The 18,817-nt window shown below is 38.4% G+C and carries 17 protein-coding genes; 5 read left to right on the forward strand and 12 right to left on the reverse strand.

The features are described 5' to 3' along the window. Positions 1 to 362 precede the first annotated feature (362 nt). Positions 363 to 1,988, forward strand: coding sequence for an ATP-dependent nuclease (locus PR761_RS03645; protein ID WP_154611088.1), 1,626 nt, complete (start codon positions 363 to 365; stop codon positions 1,986 to 1,988). Beyond that, on the forward strand, positions 1,981 to 3,129 hold the full coding sequence (locus PR761_RS03650) for a UvrD-helicase domain-containing protein (protein ID WP_154611087.1): 1,149 nt from the start codon (positions 1,981 to 1,983) through the stop codon (positions 3,127 to 3,129). Before PR761_RS03645 ends, PR761_RS03650 begins: the two co-directional genes overlap by 8 nt. Before the next feature lie 66 nt (positions 3,130 to 3,195). Here the strand turns inward: PR761_RS03650 and PR761_RS03655 are convergent, their stop codons facing one another. The 4 genes from PR761_RS03655 to PR761_RS03670 form a co-directional block, all read right to left on the reverse strand. After that, a complete protein-coding gene (locus PR761_RS03655) occupies positions 3,196 to 3,990 on the reverse strand; it encodes a hypothetical protein (RefSeq protein ID WP_154611086.1) in 795 nt (264 codons plus the stop codon). Between the two features lie 581 nt (positions 3,991 to 4,571). Further along, entirely contained in the window at positions 4,572 to 7,232 is a 2,661-nt protein-coding gene (locus tag PR761_RS03660) for a toprim domain-containing protein (RefSeq protein ID WP_154611085.1), read from the reverse strand. A 73-nt stretch (positions 7,233 to 7,305) separates the two neighbouring features. After that, positions 7,306 to 7,527, reverse strand: a complete 222-nt coding sequence (locus tag PR761_RS03665; RefSeq protein ID WP_154611084.1) for a TraR/DksA family transcriptional regulator — start codon at positions 7,525 to 7,527, stop codon at positions 7,306 to 7,308. Beyond that, positions 7,520 to 7,741: a hypothetical protein gene (locus PR761_RS03670; protein WP_154611083.1), complete on the reverse strand. Its 222-nt coding sequence runs from the start codon at positions 7,739 to 7,741 to the stop codon at positions 7,520 to 7,522. The genes PR761_RS03665 and PR761_RS03670 overlap by 8 nt, the downstream gene beginning before the upstream one ends. Before the next feature lie 236 nt (positions 7,742 to 7,977). On the opposite strand from PR761_RS03670, the gene PR761_RS03675 reads away from it, so the two are divergent. After that, complete coding sequence (locus PR761_RS03675; RefSeq protein WP_154611082.1) at positions 7,978 to 8,427, forward strand: hypothetical protein; 450 nt, start codon at positions 7,978 to 7,980, stop codon at positions 8,425 to 8,427. Between the two features lie 4 nt (positions 8,428 to 8,431). On the opposite strand, the gene PR761_RS03680 is transcribed toward PR761_RS03675, so the two are convergent. The 3 genes from PR761_RS03680 to PR761_RS03690 are packed head-to-tail and all read right to left on the reverse strand — an operon-like array spanning position 8,432 to position 9,190. Further along, positions 8,432 to 8,740 carry a hypothetical protein gene (locus PR761_RS03680; protein ID WP_154611081.1) on the reverse strand — a complete coding sequence of 103 codons (309 nt, stop codon included), beginning with the start codon at positions 8,738 to 8,740 and terminating at the stop codon, positions 8,432 to 8,434. After that, positions 8,730 to 8,927: a hypothetical protein gene (locus PR761_RS03685; RefSeq protein ID WP_154611080.1), complete on the reverse strand. Its 198-nt coding sequence runs from the start codon at positions 8,925 to 8,927 to the stop codon at positions 8,730 to 8,732. The genes PR761_RS03680 and PR761_RS03685 overlap by 11 nt, the downstream gene beginning before the upstream one ends. Beyond that, the gene (locus tag PR761_RS03690) at positions 8,924 to 9,190 is read right to left on the reverse strand and encodes a Cox family DNA-binding protein (protein WP_154611079.1); all 267 of its coding nucleotides are present in this window, start codon (positions 9,188 to 9,190) and stop codon (positions 8,924 to 8,926) included. Before PR761_RS03690 ends, PR761_RS03685 begins: the two co-directional genes overlap by 4 nt. Positions 9,191 to 9,291: 101 nt before the next feature. Here PR761_RS03690 and PR761_RS03695 point away from each other — a divergent pair, with 101 nt between their 5' ends. Beyond that, on the forward strand, positions 9,292 to 9,591 hold the full coding sequence (locus tag PR761_RS03695; protein WP_154611078.1) for a helix-turn-helix transcriptional regulator: 300 nt from the start codon (positions 9,292 to 9,294) through the stop codon (positions 9,589 to 9,591). A 63-nt stretch (positions 9,592 to 9,654) separates the two neighbouring features. Continuing rightward, positions 9,655 to 10,641, forward strand: coding sequence for a phage integrase (locus PR761_RS03700; protein ID WP_154611077.1), 987 nt, complete (start codon positions 9,655 to 9,657; stop codon positions 10,639 to 10,641). A 261-nt stretch (positions 10,642 to 10,902) separates the two neighbouring features. Here PR761_RS03700 and ahpF read toward each other — a convergent pair whose 3' ends face one another. From ahpF to PR761_RS03725, 5 genes are all read right to left on the reverse strand, one after another. After that, positions 10,903 to 12,483 (reverse strand): alkyl hydroperoxide reductase subunit F, encoded by a 1,581-nt coding sequence (ahpF, locus tag PR761_RS03705; protein WP_154611076.1) that lies wholly within the window; start codon positions 12,481 to 12,483, stop codon positions 10,903 to 10,905. A 128-nt stretch (positions 12,484 to 12,611) separates the two neighbouring features. Further along, the gene (ahpC, locus tag PR761_RS03710) at positions 12,612 to 13,175 is read right to left on the reverse strand and encodes an alkyl hydroperoxide reductase subunit C (protein WP_039854074.1); all 564 of its coding nucleotides are present in this window, start codon (positions 13,173 to 13,175) and stop codon (positions 12,612 to 12,614) included. Between the two features lie 184 nt (positions 13,176 to 13,359). Next, a complete protein-coding gene (locus PR761_RS03715) occupies positions 13,360 to 14,487 on the reverse strand; it encodes an ABC transporter permease (protein ID WP_006813064.1) in 1,128 nt (375 codons plus the stop codon). Between the two features lie 2 nt (positions 14,488 to 14,489). Continuing rightward, on the reverse strand, positions 14,490 to 17,246 hold the full coding sequence (rbbA, locus tag PR761_RS03720; RefSeq protein ID WP_006813065.1) for a ribosome-associated ATPase/putative transporter RbbA: 2,757 nt from the start codon (positions 17,244 to 17,246) through the stop codon (positions 14,490 to 14,492). Continuing rightward, positions 17,243 to 18,313: an HlyD family secretion protein gene (locus tag PR761_RS03725; protein WP_006813066.1), complete on the reverse strand. Its 1,071-nt coding sequence runs from the start codon at positions 18,311 to 18,313 to the stop codon at positions 17,243 to 17,245. Before PR761_RS03725 ends, rbbA begins: the two co-directional genes overlap by 4 nt. Between the last annotated feature and the right edge of the window lie 504 nt (positions 18,314 to 18,817).

Consider the following 18,817-nt stretch of genomic DNA (forward strand, 5'->3'; position numbering starts at 1 on the left):
AGAACGGTCTTAGCGCCGTTCTATCTACTCGACATATCCAAATCTATTTTTTATCTCATCTCGGCTATGTAGCCCAAATAATCACAAATAACACTACTCACGAGCTAATTGCACCATAGCCAGCGCAGCCCATTTTTACCCCTTTGCGCGCGCTTGCTCCCCCGCCTCGCCCGCACACAAAAGGGGTGGGATTTTGTGCAGGTGTGCGGAAGCAGAGAACTAGACCACAACTGGTGATAAATACCTTATAAGTTAATATTAAAATTGTGCAAATTAGCGCAGAATTATAATTATTTTAAAGCTACTATAATAAGCTTTATTTATTAATAATTAACTTAGAGCCAAGCTAATAGGTGTAACCGTTGAATATTCAAAAAGTGTATATTGAAAATTATAAGAGTTTTAAAGAACCTTTTTCACTATCTTTTAACGATGGTATTAATATTATTGTAGGTGATAATGAAGCGGGTAAATCAACTATTTTAGAGGCAATAAACCTAGCACTAACAGGCATCTTACACGGTAAGTACCTGAAAAATGAACTAACGCAGTACTTATTTAATAATGAATCTATTACCGAGTATTTAAATTCGTTAGATAAGGCTAGTAAACTACCTCCACCTAAAATCACTATAGAAGTTTATTTTGCAAAATGTGATCTTCCTTTGTTTGAAGGCAATGGAAATAATGAAAAAACAAAACATTGTGGTATATCTTTTAAAATAGAATTTGATGATGAATATAAAGATGAATATGAAGAGCTTGTGAAGAGCGATGAAACCATACTAACTTTACCTATCGAGTATTATAAAATAACTTTGAAATCTTTTGCTAGAGATACGATTTCATCGCGCTCAATACCTATTAAATCGATAATAATAGACTCATCTTCTAATAAGTACCAAAATGGTTCAGATGTTTACATTGCTAGAATAATTAAGAATGACTTAAATGATAAAGAAAAAATAAAACTATCACAAGCATATCGAAAAATGAAAGATGGATTTATCAATGATAAATCTATGCAAGATATAAATAAAAAAATAAACAAAAAAGCTGACATTTCAAGCAAAAAATTACATGTTTCTGCTGATTTATCCACCCAGAATTCTTGGGAAACGGTACTTATGACATATTTAGATCAAATACCATTTCATCAAATTGGTAAAGGAGAACAGTGCATAATTAAAACTAATTTAGCTTTAGGTCACAATAAAGCAAAAGAAGCAAATTTAATCTTATTAGAAGAACCAGAAAATCACTTGTCTCATGCAAAGCTAAACCATCTAATTAAAAAAATAAATAGTAACTGTGAAGGGAAGCAAGTGATTATAACTACTCACAGTAGTTTTGTAGCAAATAAGCTAGGTTTGGAAAATTTAATTTTATTAAATGATAAAAAAACAATCAGACTAAATAAATTAAATAAAAATACATATGATTTTTTTAAAAAATTACCAGGCTATCAAACGCTTAGGTTGCTGCTTTGTAAAAAGGCCGTATTAGTTGAAGGTGACTCAGATGAGTTAGTATTCCAAAAATTGTATATGAATACACATAAAGGTTCTCTTCCTATAGAAAATGAAATTGATGTTATATCTGTTAAACTTACGTTTAAACGTTTTTTAGAGATAGCTTTCCATCTTAATAAACCTGTGGCAGTAATCACTGATAATGATAGCGATTTTGATAAAAAAATAACTAAAAAATATAGTGAATATTCTGATTGCGAAAATATTAAAATATTTGCAGATGATAGAAACAATCTAAATACTCTAGAACCACAGTTTGTTGATGCTAATAGGAAAAAAATAAAAAAATTATGTTCAATACTAAAAATAAATAAAGAAAAATACAAAACTGTAGATGAAATTTCTAATTATATGGAAAATAATAAAACCGATTGGGCTTTACATGTATTTGAATCTGAAGAAGAATTGAACTTTCCAAAATACTTACATGACGCGGTTGAGTGGTGTGATGAATAACAAATTAATTATTGCAGCAGCTGGTTCTGGAAAAACTAATCATCTAGTGATGAAAGCACTTTCAATTAAAGATGAAAGTGTTCTTATAACAACTTTTACTGAAGCTAACGGGAAAGAAATAGCTAATAGAATTATAGAACAAAAAGGTTATTTACCTGAAAATATAACCATACAGACATGGTTTTCTTTTTTATTACAACATGGTGTAAAGCCATATCAAAGTATTTTAGATAGCAATTTGGATAACATAACTATTGGATTTTACTTAACAAGCAGTAAATCAGGTCTTCGAGCTGGAATAAAAACCTCGACTGGAGCGCCTATCTATTGGGGTGAAAAGGATGTATTTAAACATTATTTAACCCCCACAAATAAAATATACTCAGATAAAATCTCAAAATTCGTTTTTCAAGTAAATAAAATGTCAAATGGGGAAGTCATAAAGAGAATATCTAGAATTTACAAACATATACTTGTAGACGAAGTGCAAGATCTTGCCGGCTATGACCTTGATATAATTAAACTTTTATTTTCAACTGAGTCCATTGTTATTTTAGTTGGTGATCCAAGGCAGGTTACATACCTAACTCATTTTTCCAAGCGTTATTCTAAATATTCTAATGGAAATATAGCTAAATTCATTGAAAGTGAATTAGGAAAAAAAATAAAGTGTCTTATAGATAGAGATACATTAAACGCATCTCATAGGAACAATAAAAAAATATGCGATTTTTCCTCTAAATTATACCCAGACCTACCCATACCAACAGAATGTAAATGTAGTAAGTGTAGAATAACTCCAAATGAACATATAGGTGTTTTTGTTATAAAACCAAGTCAAGTAGATAGTTACCTAAAAATGTTTAATCCATTACAACTACGTTGGAGTTCAACAAAAAAGGTAAACTTAGATTTTCAGGTAAAAAATTTTGGTGAGTCTAAAGGTTTAACTGCTAATAGGGTTCTTATTTACCCAACAGATAATATGATAAAATGGATAAAAGATAACTCCATTAATATTAATGATGAAACTAGAGCCAAATTATATGTAGGATTGACAAGAGCTCGGTTTAGTTCTGCTTTAGTAATTGAATACAATGACGATGAATATTTTCATGATGTAGAAAAGTACATTCCTTGATTTAAATTAAAACTTATACCATAAAAATGGGGGCAATTCTATTTTAGCCCCTTTAAATTAAAAGTGTTACAATCCAATTCTCGATAATAACCCCCTACGAAATCTTTCACTTATTTCTAATTCTATTTTTTTATCAATTATCTTATTATATTTTCTTTCTATATTTGATGCTTCAACTTCTATTTCTGCTATTTTATAAAATATTGGGATCAATGAAGGCATGTTCTTCTCTATAAAAGCATCCAAGAATTTATTATCACCTTTATTTACAGGTTTAGATAAATCTCCAGCCTTAAAAAAATTATTTAGAATTTCATCTTGAAATGTACCTTTTGAAATTTCATTAAACTTGTCAGCTTCGATCTTAAGATGGCTCTGTAAACTCTGTATTTCATTTTGTTTTTTATTATATAAATCTGTTACTTCAGGATATGACCCTGTAACTAATGATAATTCAACATGCAACTGATGTAATTCCCCCCTACAATTTCTTAATTCATATCCTATTTTTTCTGCTTTTTTTGATAAATCTATAGCTGATTTAAGAGTATCTATTAAATATTTTTGATATTCTATTGTGAGAGACGGACCAACTCCTTTTTTATTTGCAACATATCTTTTTTGCAGTTCTGAGTAATAATTTCCTATACCAAAATATGCTTTTGAATAATCATTACTTTTAGAACCACATTCTGACTCTTTAATTTTCAATGGGCTATAATAATCTTTTATTAGAGTAGTTCTAAATGACTCATCATTTTTAAATTTCTCCAATAAAACCCCGAAAATTAAAGTTCCAATTATGATAATTATTAAATTAAGAAAAAATTTCAAGAATTCAGATTTAGTTTCATTTTTCATATATCTCTTCCTTAAAGATTAACATATTAATATTTTATTATATTAAGGCAAATAGCGAAGTTATTCTATTCTCTAATCTTCTTATTTTACCCGCCCCCTATTCGGAAACCGGTTACATCGGTTACACCCTACCAAAACCACCTATAACTCACTGATTACAAACAACTCCATTGTAACTTTTTACTGGTTACAACGGGTTACAAAATAGGGGTTAAAAAGTTACACCCTTATAAAACAATAAGTTATACTTTTAATTTGTAACCTCTTAAAACGGTTACACGTAACCGCAAAGTAACCCATTTGTAACCTTTTACTATTCCTATATTTTTATCTATTATCAATAAGATATAAGACTATTTTAATTTTGTAACCATTGTAACCGCTTTCCGAACCCCTCCCATAAATTCTCTATATTTATAAAAGAGATTAAATAACAGTCAATTCTTACTCTGTTATCCATAGATTCACTTACCTACGCTTTCATAGAATATTGATGATGAGCATTTACTTAATTCATGGGATTTATCGATAGATAAAAGAAAGGCTGCACATCGGCAGCCTATAGAAGAATGGAACAGAAACTACACCTCACTATTATCCTGAAACACCCAACACTTAATCACTTCGGGCTTCTTAAGTGTACTCCCCACCGCAAGAGAACTATTAAACTGACTGTTTACCACACTTCTCACCGTCTTAACGCCCACAAACTTACGCATTCGGCCCGATTTCAATAAATTCTTAATATCTGTATTCAACAGCACCGATTGACGATGTTCACTGGCCACCTGTGCAATATGGTTAAAATTCACCGCATAAACACCCTGCTCAACGCTATGATTCACACCAAACGCTTCATTATCTTGCAGATAATCGAACATATCCCAAAACTCCATCACTGGCGGCTGGTCGAGTTGAATCGCTTGAACACGTTGTTTGGCCAACTCAATAATAAAGTCGCGCGTTTGACGAATATGAGCCGCTTTTACGGGTAAAACTAACGCTAACGTTTCCAATAAAGCGATTAACTGTGCATGATTCTTGGCGATCCTTTCATGGTTAATCTCCTTATCTGCAAATAACTGCGCCTGTAAACCATCTACACGCTCATTATACTGTTTTAATATTGCCGCTTCTTTCATCAGCACCGTAGGCAGGAAACCTGACAACTTTTCAATAGGATAACGCTCAAGGGCTACTGCGGCATAACGAGTTTCGATGCTCTGCTCAGCTTTATCGGTATAAAGATGAATTATTCGTTCTAAAACCGCACGTGATGCGTTAATTTCGGCATTCTGTGCAATCACAATACTGCCTTTAAATAATGGCTCATAGGTCTCATTGCCGCTATTTTTCACCCCTAGTGAACGCGTTGCACGGCCGTTATACAGTGACTTAAGTTCTTCCCAATCAAACGCTTTAAGTTTTGCGTTATCTTGCACGCGATCACTTTCAATTAAACACACCGGCAAATTACTTATCTGTGAAAAGTTTCGTCCTCGAGCGGCTGCGCTTGATTTTGATGCATCGAACCCCTCATAATCTGCGCGGCCGCATAAACGCCATAAAAACTCAATCAACGTACTTTTACCTGAACCAGGCTCACCGCAAATTTCTAAAAATGGGTAGCTTTTATGCGTCTTTCGTATCTGCTCCGCAAAAAATGAACCCAACCAGAATGCCAATACCACATAACCTTTCGCGCCAAACGCTTCCCAAAGCGAGTCTAACCAATTAGTATCAAACTCGCTAAAATCGGTATTAATAGCTAATGATGGACTAAGGCTTAATGTCTTGATATCCAACTTATTAAGAGAAAAATAATCTTCCTCATTCAACGAATAGCACTTACCATCTTGCACCGCCACACTATTAAACACATACACGCCATACTCTTTGTTGTAACCCACATAATTTTGCGTGATCACCTCTTTGATATCCGGCAATGCTTGCTTGCAAATGCGATCCAATTGCAAGGTCGTGCCGGTATAAACCGCCCCTTTGGCCACATGCAATAAACGCTTTTTGAATTCACTGGCACTGGTTAACTGCGAGGCGGTAAACGTGGCTTTAACCTGTGGCTGGCGAGGAAAATCAACACGCATGTAATACCATGATTCATCGGTTTCAACCGACTTTTGGAAATATAACGGGGTAGGATAACAATTGGCAATTTCAACTACCGTACCAGACTCTTTTACCGCTTTTTGTCTGGCTTCATCTTCATCTAAATCGGGTTCAGCATCATGAATACGTTCGATGGTTTTCATCATTTTATCGATATCTAACTTAAACCAATACAAGCGGTTATCATGTTGAAAATCAAACTCTGAACGCTCCGTCCAATTAAACATTAAACGCGCCTTTTCAAACGCCGTTGAGGCTAACAACAACTTGCCGTAATAACGATAACGGGCAATATCGCGCTCCGTTAACTTGCCCCGCATCAATAAATCATTCCAATCATTACCACACTCTTTTTCCGCGGGTCTGGCGGCCGTGGCTTTCCATCCATCATCGATACTGCGGGCAACAAACTTTTTCATAGCTCGTTCGCCGGCTGCGCCATTATCTAACGCCCAAACCAACAACGGCTTTCTAGTATTGCCTAGCGCAGCTTTCAGTGTATTCAAAGCAACTTCAGGGTAATTATGGCAAGTCATTAACGATACCGCCGCAATGCCATTTTGAATCAAGCTTAACGCATCGAAAATGCCTTCTGTTAGCCAAATCTCTTTGGCCTTAGTTAAATCCTGTTGCGGCAGTGTCCACCAATGCCCTTTATAAGAACCAAAAAAGTTAGCTTTGCGATCAAACCGTGACGGCCTATCAATAATACGCTCCCAATAAGCCCCTTCAGGTAAGGCAAATTTAATCGTTGCCGCCCCCAACCCATTGGCATGATAACTAGATTCCGAATAAAGCCCCTTTAACGGTGCGACATCAAGCCCTCTGGCGTGCTGTAAATAAGCATCGGCTGCGGCATTGGGCGCTTGCTGCGTTTTAGGATAGTGTGCTGACCAGTCATCAAATATGTCAGGATAGATTTCTTTAACAATCAACTCAGCACCACACTTATTTTCACGGCCACAGCGCAATACAAACGGCATTTCAATCGAAGTAAACAACTCTTTTTTCTTACAATTAGGGCATACACCTTGGCGAAAATAGCCGTTTTGCTCTTTAAATTGAAAGTCGTGTACGAGGCGAGGTAATAACGCCTGAATATGATATGATTTCATGTGATAACCTTTGAGCACACAACCCACGAGATAGGCATTGATTGTGTGCTATTTACTTATATAGAATGATTTCTCATACGCTGTGATAATGTTTTTCTTTCAGCTCAAATAGCGTTTGGCAGTCAATACAGAGCGTGCAGCCCATTACCGCTTTACGCCTTGCCTCAGGTATCGGATGATCGCAATTCTCACATTCAAATGCAGATACGCCATTTACCGGCTTTCTAGCTGCTTGAATATTCTGTTCCAGCACTAGCGCCGCATGGTCATTGGCACGGTCAATAACATCAGACATAATTAAGATCTCCCGCTTGCGATTCGAATTTATCCGCTTCATCGACTAATAATTGATGAATTTGCGCATAATCTAATTTCTCTGTTAATACTTTGTCGGCTAATTGACGCTGACGATCGGCATATCGGTTCATTAATGATTTACGCTCATCTTCCCTATTTGCTTTTATATTTTCAGCCACAGGGGTAAATATAGGTTCTGGAATATGTCTCATTTTAAAACCTCATTTTTAGGTAATAAAAAGCCCTGACCGATAAAGGTCACTGTTTATTAATTTGATTATTTAATTGCTATCTAACTCTAATTATTTTCTATATTAATAATCACCTTACGATATTTAATCCGATTTTTTTAACCATGATCGGCAACATGGTGTGTGGTATATTTGCTATGCCTGCAATTTCTTGACGGGAATCAGGCATAACGGCCACTTCAAAAAAGGAAAATGCAATGAAATTTTATGTTCATGCAGATAAACAAAGTTCTTATTGGGAGCTTGTGTATAAAGAGTTCAAAATAACTAGTCCTAGTTTTTCTTCTAGAATAGAATCGTTTGATAATTTAGAAGAAATTATTTTGTATACTGAACAAGCTGATTTAGAAGCACATGATGACAAAAGCCTTATATACTTTGAAATTGAAGAAACTACCAACGACTGGCACTGGACTGCCTTCACCACATTTAATGGCATAAGTAATTTAGGTATCGAACAAGAAACACACCTACCTTCATATAAAGAAACACGGTTAAGAGCTGAAGCTTTCAAAGATAAAATCATTTCATCACCTATTGTTGATTCTGCCGGTGTATTGATTCCCAATATGCATTTTTCAAAAGCATTTTCGTCTAAATTTAATATTGGTGACTCACACCCATCAGCACGTCGTAAACGTTTTTAATTAACTAATTCCGCCATTCACAAAACAAATCTTCTTTTATTGTTATCGTGAACAAATGTGAATGGCTATTTTGTTTCTGACTTTGCTCTATAACATAACGAAAGAAACTTAAAAACTTGGCAAACGGAATACTTGGGCTAAAGTCGGCCATTCCACTCACAGAAATCAAAACGGTATTACCAACATTATTCACGGGAAGAAAATGTATTAATTGTGATAATTCAAAAACAATACTATTTATTGGCGAATACTTATCTTCAATACAAATATATACCCCGTTTTGTGTATGCTTAGCGTTTAAATTACTTTCCATCTTTCGCCCTCCACAGCCCATCAATATATTTTGTCGCTTCAGCCATTGCATCGAACTTACCGAACGACTCCCCGACATGCCAAACGTGATAACGAGTGATTGGTGTCCATGTCTTGCGAGGCAACGTAATAATCGTAAACCCGCGATACACCGCACAATGACGGCTCACACCAACAATCCGGCTCATTGCGGTTTACCCAAACCTAACCACACCAACCAGCCGTCGCGCATTTCTACCGGTAACGACTCATAGGCTAGCCTTAAACCACTGTTCCAAGCGGGCAAATACACATAATTCTCAGCACGACTAGAGCCGGGCCTTTTCATTTGCACTATGGGTAACTTACCCGCTTTACGCATATCGGCCACTGCACTTGTTGGCTTACCAATCATTTCCGCAAACTTTTCCTCTGTCACACCATCTGACAGACTTACGATTTTCTCTCTCATCTGCTACCCTCTAATATCAGGCGCTTTCTAGCGCTTTAGGACTCTTTGCATCGCTGCAAGGAAATATCAACTTACTTATAAAATAAGAGATCTCTTATATAATGTCAACGTACGATAGCGAAAGACTAAAGCTTATACGTGAATCAGAAAGGCTCAATGTCAAGCAAGCTGCTGATTTAGTAGGTATTAATTATGTTACTTATCACGGATATGAAAGTGGAAAAGCCAAAATGTCTTTAGAGTCGGCTATGAAATTTTTCAAACATCCTAAATTCAGAAAATATCGAGACTGGTTCATGTTCGACGAAGTGAACCCAGAGGCTGGACAAATCGCACCGGCCTTAGCACACACTGGGCTCGAAAATTCAGAATCACCCCGCTCAGACAAGAAAACTGGTTAACAATTTATCAGGCATTTTGTGAAGCCAATTCACAAAGCCAATCGACCCTTGGAGGGCTTTCTTATGGTTATTAAGAAACTCGAAGAAGGTCAATATGAAGTGGACATTAGACCGGCTGGCCGTCAAGGAAAACGCGTCAGACGTAGATTTGGAACGAAACATGAAGCGGTTTTGTTTGAACGTTATGCCTTATCAGACAAAATGCAAAAAGACTGGTTGGATAAATCCAATGATATTCGCCCGTTACAAGACTTAATTGACTTGTGGTGGAATACATTTGGTAAAAACAATGCTTATGGGCGAGATACGTTATTTAGAGCGACACGCATCGCCACTGCGCTCGATAACCCGCCAATGTGCCTATTAAGCGATAAGCAACTCGCGTTATATCGTGAACTCCGACTCGCGGCGGGAATTAAGCCTTCCACAATAAATCGTGATTTCTCCGCAATAAGCGGCATCTTTACCGCCTTAAAGCGCACCGATTTATTTAGGGGGCAGCACCCAATACGTGGATTAGCTCGGTTAAGGCAAAAAGCGACCGAAATGTCGTATTTAACTAGCGAGGAAATCGAGCTGCTGCTTAATTTGCTGAAAGGCGATAATAAAAAAGTGGCGATTTTATGTTTGAGTACCGGCGCGCGTTGGGGAGAAGCCGTTAAATTAAAACGCGACCACGTTATTCAAAATAAAATTCGATTCACCTTTACCAAAACAGGCAAAGCGCGAATTGTACCAATTTCTCAAGAAGTTGCGGATATGATTTGTGAGAAAAAATCGGGGCTACTATTCCCGAAAACGTCTTATCACATGTTTAGAAGGCACATAAAGACCATTAAGCCGGATATGCCGCTAGGCCAAGCCACACATGCATTACGGCATACTTTCGCAACTCATTTTATGATGAATGGCGGCAGTATTATTACTTTGCAGAGGATCTTAGGTCACTCAACATTACAGCAAACATTGACCTATGCGCACTTTGCACCGGACTTTCTTCAAGATGCGATTACATATAATCCATTAAAGGGAGGAACAGAGTTAGCTTAATAGATTGTTCGTTTTAGGATGATTTTGACGACGAGAAACGATGCAAATTTAACTTTTGCATGTCCACAAATTGTCCACACTGGGATGCATTTCTCCGCTGTAAGTACCACCAAATCAGCGTTTAGATCGTCCACAAGTTGTCCACACTTGAACACTTTTAGGCACTTTTGAGCCTTTTTTGATTAAAATACACACAAAAAAAAGGCACTCGCCCCCGAGTGCCTTTAGACTACAACCTACTGAATTTATAGACAAATACGACTATTCAGCGGTTCTGGTACTTGTGCGGATTAGGTAGTCAAATGCGCTAAGTGCGGCTTTTGCACCTTCTCCGGCTGAAATGATAATTTGTTTATATGGCACTGTAGTACAGTCGCCCGCAGCGAATACACCTTTTACATTGGTTTCGTTACGTGCATCAATTTCTATTTCGCCCATACGGTTACGAGCAACTGTATCGCCTAACCAATTTGTATTTGGTAACAAGCCAATTTGAACGAATGCCCCAGCAACCTCTAAAGAATGTACACTGTCATCGGTACGGTCTTTATACTCTAAGCTAGTCATTTTGCTGCCATCCCCTTTCACTTCAAGGGTTTGAGCATTTAAAATAATATCGATATTACCTAAGCTTCGTGCTTTTTCTTGTAACACTGAGTCAGCTTTTAATTCTGAAGCAAACTCAAGAACCGTAACATGCTCAACGATACCCGCTAAGTCGATTGCAGCCTCAATACCAGAGTTACCACCGCCGATTACAGCCACGCGTTTGCCTTTAAATAATGGGCCATCGCAGTGTGGGCAGAAAGTGATACCTTTGGTGCGGTATTCTTGCTCACCCGGTACACCCATATTTCTCCAGCGGGCTCCTGTTGCAATAATAATACTGCGTGCTTTCATCACACCACCGGAGGCAGTTTCAATTTGATGATAGCCACCCACATGTTCTGCGGGGATTAATTTAGTCACAGACTGGCCATCAATGACATCCACATTATAACTATCTACATGATTCTTCAGGGCACCTGCTAAAATAGCCCCTTCTGTTTTCAATACCGAAATATAGTTTTCGATATCTACAGTATCCATAACTTGGCCACCAAAACGCTCACCGACCATACCCGTACGGATGCCTTTACGTGCAGTATATACCGCTGCCGAAGCGCCAGCAGGACCACTACCAATAATTAGCACTTCAAATGGTTCACGTTCACTGAGCGATTTCGCAGCGCGGGCATCAGCATTAGTATCAACTTTGCTAACAATTTCACTCAGTGTCATGCGGCCTTGGCCAAACTCTTTACCATTTAAGAAAACGGCTGGAACACCCATGATGTTGCGTTCGTCGATTTCATTTTGAAATAATGCACCATCAATTGCCGTGTGTGAGATGTTTGGATTCAGAACTGCCATCAAGTTTAGCGCCTGAACGACATCCGGACAGTTATGGCAAGATAATGAATAATAAGTCTCAAAGTGAAAATCGCCGTCTAAGCTTTTCACCTGATCCAATAATTCTTGGGCTTCTTTGGATGGATGTCCACCGACTTGCAGTAGAGCCAGAACCAAAGAGGTAAATTCATGGCCCAATGGAGAGCCTGCAAAGCGCACGCCAATGCCAATATTGGTCCCTGGGTTGGTGATTAAGAATGATGGTGTTCTCAAAGCGCTATTTTGCTCTACACGCATAGACACCATCTCAGACAACGAAGCAATTTGTTCAAGTAATTGTTTTATTTCGTTAGATTTTTCGCTGTCATCTAAATTTGCAACTAATTCTACGGGTTTGGTTAATTTTTCTAGATAGGCTTTTAATTGCGCCTGTAAATTATTATCGAGCATGTAATCCCCTTGTCTATAAATTCGGGTACATTTACCCGTTGTATAGCCAGGTTGCAGGCTTATACATTATTATGTTTGGTGCCTGCAACTTGGCTTACTTTGCAATTTACTTAATCAATATTTATTGATTAGATTTTGCCGACTAAATCTAAAGATGGAGACAGTGTTGCTTCGCCTTCTTTCCATTTAGCTGGGCAAACTTCACCTGGGTGGCTTGCAACATATTGAGCAGCTTTAACTTTACGCAGTAAGTCAGAAGCATCACGACCAATACCTTCAGCGGTGATTTCAATAGCTTGAATGATACCTTGTGGGTCAACAACGAAAGTACCACGGTCAGCCAGACCTTCATTCTCACGCATATTTTCGAAGTTACGAGTCAGTGCGCCTGTTGGGTCACCGATCATTGCGTATTTGATTTTACCGATAGTTTCAGAGCTTTCGTGCCATGCTTTATGAGTAAAATGGGTGTCAGTAGAAACAGAAAAAATTTCTACGCCCATTTTTTGGAATTCAGCATAATGGTCAGCAATGTCACCTAATTCAGTTGGGCAAACAAAAGTGAAGTCAGCTGGGTAGAAAAAGAAAACGCTCCATTTACCAGCAACATCTTTCTCAGTCACTTCGATAAATTTACCGTCTTTAAAAGCTTGATTAGTGAAAGGTTTGATTTGAGTATTAATTAATGACATTTGATATTCTCCTGTTTGGTTGCCTATTAAGTTACTGTTTTCTAGTAACTTAATCCAATCAGTCGTCACTATCGATTTGATAGGTATAATCTAATCATTAATTTAAAATTAATAGGCCGGGCATTAAAACGCTTACTAAACTAATCAGCAAGCGTTTTATGATATATCGACAGAAATAATTGAGTTAAGCCATAGTGGCAATGGTTTTTCGAAAGCGCATTAAGGCAAAACTGAAGAAAACACTACCTATCACAATCAAAATAATAAATTGTGGCCAAACAATCTGGAAACCCGCCCCACGATATAAAATGGCTTGAGCTAAGTTAACAAAATGTGTGGTAGGCATCGTCAGCATCACATCTTGAACCAGTTGCGGCATACTTTCCCTCGCCGTCATTCCCCCAGAAAGCATATTTAGCGGTAATAAAACTAATATCATTAATAACCCAAACTGAGGCATCGACCGTGCTATCGTTCCCATAAAAATACCAATCGATGTTGTTGCAAATAGACTCAATGCGACCCCACACATAAACAATAAAATAGAGCCTTCAATCGGAACTTGTAGCAAAGTTTTAACTACCAATAACAATGAAACTCCCGAAGCAATCAGAACCACCAATCCCATTGACCAGATTTTTGACATCATGATTTCAAAGGGTGTTAGCGGCATTACCATCAAGTGTTCGACAGTTCCATGTTCCCGCTCACGAATCAACGCTGCTCCGGTTAATACAATGGATAACATGGTGATATTGTTGATGATCGCCATCACTGAACCGAACCATGATTGAGTTAGATTGGGGTTGAAGCGCATACGGACTTCAAGATCCACAGGTAAGCTTGTTTGACTACGATACTTCGCAAGAAATTCGTTAACTTCACCGAGGGTAATATTTTGGATATAACTGTTTCCCAAAAAAGCCTGACTCATTCGTGTTGCATCGATATTCAGTTGAATAGCAGGATGACGCCCTGCTAGGACATCACGTTGAAAATTAGGTGGAATATCAATGGCAAAAGTATAAGCCCCGCGATCAAGTAGCCCATCAATTTGATTCGGAGTGATATCCGCAGGCGCCAAGAAATACGGTTCATAAAAACTATTAATAATCCGGTTAGAGAGCTGAGATTTATCCTGATCAGCAATCGCAATCGGAGCATTATGTAATGAGCCAGGTGTCACTGTCGCCGAGGAATAAATAGAGACGGTGAAAGCAAACACAATCAATGCCAGCATCGCTTTATCACGCCCTAAGCTACGTAACTCTTTTACTCCCAGATTAAAGATATTTTGTATTTTTTGGATCATCCCTAAGACTCCTGTTTTTTCAGGAAATAGACACTTAATCCAATCACGATTGGAATGGTGATGACTAAGGGAATAAATGAGGTTTGCAAATCAAAGATACTTAATCCCTTCGAGAATATCCCTCGAGTGATCGTCAGAAAATGGGACGTTGGATATACCATTCCCACCCAACGGCCAATCCCCTCTAAAGAAGATACAGGGTCAATCATTCCTGAAAACTGCGTCGCAGGGATCAATGTGATAATTGAAGTTCCGAAAATAGCCGCAATTTGGCTTTTCATAAAGCAGGAAATCAATAGCCCCATTCCCGTAGCAATCGTGATATAGAGAAATGCCGCCAAACTCAAGGATAAGAAACTACCTTTAAACTCCACCCCAAATACGTACACAGATAAAATGCAGAGTAAAACAAAGTTAAACATTCCCAAAATAATGTAAGGAATCTGTTTACCTAGTAAAAACTCCAATTTGGTGATCGGGGTAACATATAGATTAATTATTGACCCTAACTCTTTTTCTCGTACCACACTTAATGCGCTAAGCATGGCTGGGATCATCATCAATAATAGAGGAATAACCGCAGGAACAATGGCAGGAAGGCTACGTACGTCCGGATTGTAACGGTAACGGGTTTCTATATCTACGGCAGGCACACTCGCAACACCGGCAGGTTGACGAGCCGCCATGGAGCTTAACCACGCTAAATGCATAGCTTGAACATAACCACGTACCGTTTCAGCACGATTGGGCATTGCACCGTCAATCCATACCCCGAGCTTAACTTTGTTTCCTTTCGCTATATCTCGAGCAAAATTAGGTGGAATTTCAATAGCCACCGTAATTTGCCCACTTCGCATGCCTAACTCAAGCTCTTCATAATTTTGTAGCGGAGGTTGTTCGATAAAATACCGAGATCCCGCTAAATTCAAAGTATAGCCTTGGCTCAGCCCAGTTTGGTCACGATCTAACACGGCAAAACGTAAGTTTTCAACATCCATGCTAATCCCATATCCCATGATAAACATCAGGATCACTGTGCCGAGTAACGCTAAAGTAGAACGCACAGGGTCACGACGTAATTCCATGCCTTCCCGAATGCTATAACTAAATAGTCGACGAAAGCTAAAGCGTTTTTTTAAAGATTCTGCAGTTTGCTGTTTTAATCCAGCATCAACATGGAATTCAGGTGCACTCTCTTTTCCAGCGCCACTATCCCCAACCGCATCTTGTAAGTAGGCAATGAATGTGGCTTCTAGCGTCTCTAAACCACGTTTTTTGATCAAATTTTCTGGTGTATCACAATCTAGTACCTTTCCTGCATGCATTAGTGAAATTCGATCGCAGCGCTCTGCTTCATTCATAAAGTGCGTTGAAATAAAAATAGTGACACCGTCACGTCTTGATAAATCGACCATCAAGTTCCAGAACATGTCCCGTGCAACAGGGTCTACCCCAGAAGTTGGTTCATCTAGTATCAACATTTCAGGCTGGTGGATAACAGCAACAGCTAGAGAAAGCCGCTGACGGATACCTAAAGGTAAATCATCTGGCAGCGTATTTCGCACTTCTTCAAGATCGAAACGTTGGCACATTTCATCGATGCGAGGCGCTATTTTCTCTTCTGGGATATGAAAAAGTTTGGCATGTAATACAAGGTTTTGTTCAACAGTCAATTCGCTATACAGCGAAAAAGCTTGGGACATATATCCAACCCGCTTACGGGTTTCAATATCCTTTGGATCAATCTCTTGGCCAAAGAGCCATGCTTGCCCTTCACTTGCTTGCAATAAGCCCGTCAACATTTTCATCGTCGTGGATTTACCGCAACCGTTAGAGCCTAAGAAACCAAAAATTTCTCCTTTGGGGATTTCGAAGTTAACGTGGTCGACCGCCACGAAATTGCCAAACCGCATGGTTAAATCTTGAGCTTCAATGGCAATCACATCATCTTTGCTAGTATCCCGAGGGGGAATGATGACTTTCTGGTGACCACTGCGTTTTTCCTCAGGCAGCAAGGCAATGAATGCCGCTTCAAGATCATCACAACCAGTTTGTGCTTTTAATTCAGAGGCATGTCCTGTTGCCATGACTTTGCCATCATCCATTGCTACAAGCCAGTCAAAGCGTTCCGCTTCTTCCATGTAGGCCGTTGCAACTAAAACACTCATATTTGTTTGCCGTTCTCGAATGCGGTCTATGAGATCCCAAAACTGAGCACGCGATAATGGATCCACACCCGTTGTAGGTTCATCAAGTATCAGTAAATCCGGATCATGAATCAGCGCACAACATAAACCGAGTTTTTGTTTCATTCCTCCGGATAATTTACCCGCAGGTCGGTCTTTAAAAGGAGCGAGTCCTGTGCTTTCAAGCAAATCTTGAATCCGATATTCCCGCTCTTCATTCGATTGACCGAATAGTCGCCCAAAGAAATCAACGTTTTCATATACGGATAGCGTATGGTAAAGGTTTTTCCCTAAACCTTGAGGCATATACGCAATTTTTGGGCATACATTTCTGCGGTGCTCAGCATCGTGCATATCACCATTGAGTACAATAACTTGCCCTCGCTGAATCACTCTAGCTCCAGCGATCAGTGACATTAAGCTTGATTTCCCTACGCCATCTGGACCAATTAGCCCCACCATTTTTCTGGCCGGAATGGCAAGAGTGATGTCATCCAACGCACAGTTATCACCGTAATGTTGGCTGACATGCTGTAAATCAACAATCACATCATCCATCAATTTATCGGTCATTGTGGTAGTCTCACCTCAAGTTCTGTCGGCCAAGATTCTTGCGGGTCTAAACGAATATACGCTTTACCCGGTAAACCGGTTTTGACATATTCTAAGTGTTTTTCTAGAAGTTCAGGTGAAATGCGCGCTCGTACACGGAACATGAGCTTTAATCGCTCGTTCTGGGTTTCAACTGTTTTAGGCGTGAATTGTGCAACACTGGCGACAAAAGTTGTCTTAGCTGGGATCACAATATGTGGAGCCGCATCAAGAATAATATGAACTTCACTACCTAAAGCCACTTTGCCCGCTTGCTCTGTTGGTAAGAAGAACGTCATATAAACATCGCTTAAATCCACCATATTAAGTACTCGACCACCGGAGCCGAGAACTTCACCCGGTTCAGCAACTCGGTACTGAATACGGCCATTACGAGGCGCTTTTAAAATGCTATCTTCTAAATCTGCAGTAATCCGCCTTTCGGTCGCGGTGGCAGCTTCTACGCGATTTTTTGCCTGCACAATTCCCGCTTGAGCAGAATCAATGGCGGCTATTGATGCAGCGACCTGTGCTTTCGAGGCTTCTAACGCAGCTTTTGCCCCCTGCATTTGTGCCGTATCATCATCAACTTGCTGTTGAGATACTGCATTTGTTTTCACTAATACACGAGAACGGTTTAGCCTTTTTTGTGCGGCATCTAATTCAGCTTCACGCTGACGAACAACCGCTTGTGCTGCCAATTTTTCACTTTTACGTTGCACTAATCCAGATTCAGCCGTAACTACAGCGCTAATTGCTTGACGCAATTGTGCTTGAACTTCATGAAGTTGTTCCTGTAATGCTCGGGTATCCATCCGAGCCAGCTCTTGCCCTTGCTGAACAAAATCACCTTCTTTAACTAAGATGGTATCTATTCGACCAGCAGTTTTTGTTGCGATATCAATTTCTGTCGCTTCGATTCTTCCGTTACTTTGAGCAAAACCACCAGACAAATCACTAGAATTCATACTCCAATAATAAAAGCCTCCAGCGACTATCACGAGAACCAAAATAATATAAAACACTATTTTGCGATTATTTGTTTTCATACCATCCCTTTTCTATTTATAGAATAAATGAGTAAGTTACTGTTGTTATTTTGATTATTACCCTAAAAATTAGTCACATTACAAAATAGTTTTCACTTGAAATAAATATCACGTAAATATTTATTATTTCCCAAACGAAAGACTGTAAAAACAGCACGCAAACTCTACCTATCTTATTATTTAATATAAGTTTATCAAAGTTTAGCTTAAGTTAAAGCACCCTGTATCACAAAAAGGCGACTCACGCTTAATTTAGAATGAAAAATGTAGAGTTGAATATAAAAAAGTAACAATAAAATCAATAACGTTATTTACCTCTATTACTTTAGTAAAAAAAACATTATTTTTCCGTTAATTTTATTTTTAATAAATAATTAATAAAGCATTAAATCATTTTAATTTTCATTAAAAAATGCCGTTATTAGTTATCGTTTAGTTACTTTTTCAGTATTCTCAAAACCAAATGGATCTTAATCATGAATAAGCTAACCAGATAATTACTGT

It is taken from the genome of Providencia sp. PROV210 (assembly GCF_028479445.1).
GTDB classification, from domain to species: Bacteria; Pseudomonadota; Gammaproteobacteria; order Enterobacterales; family Enterobacteriaceae; genus Providencia; species Providencia rustigianii.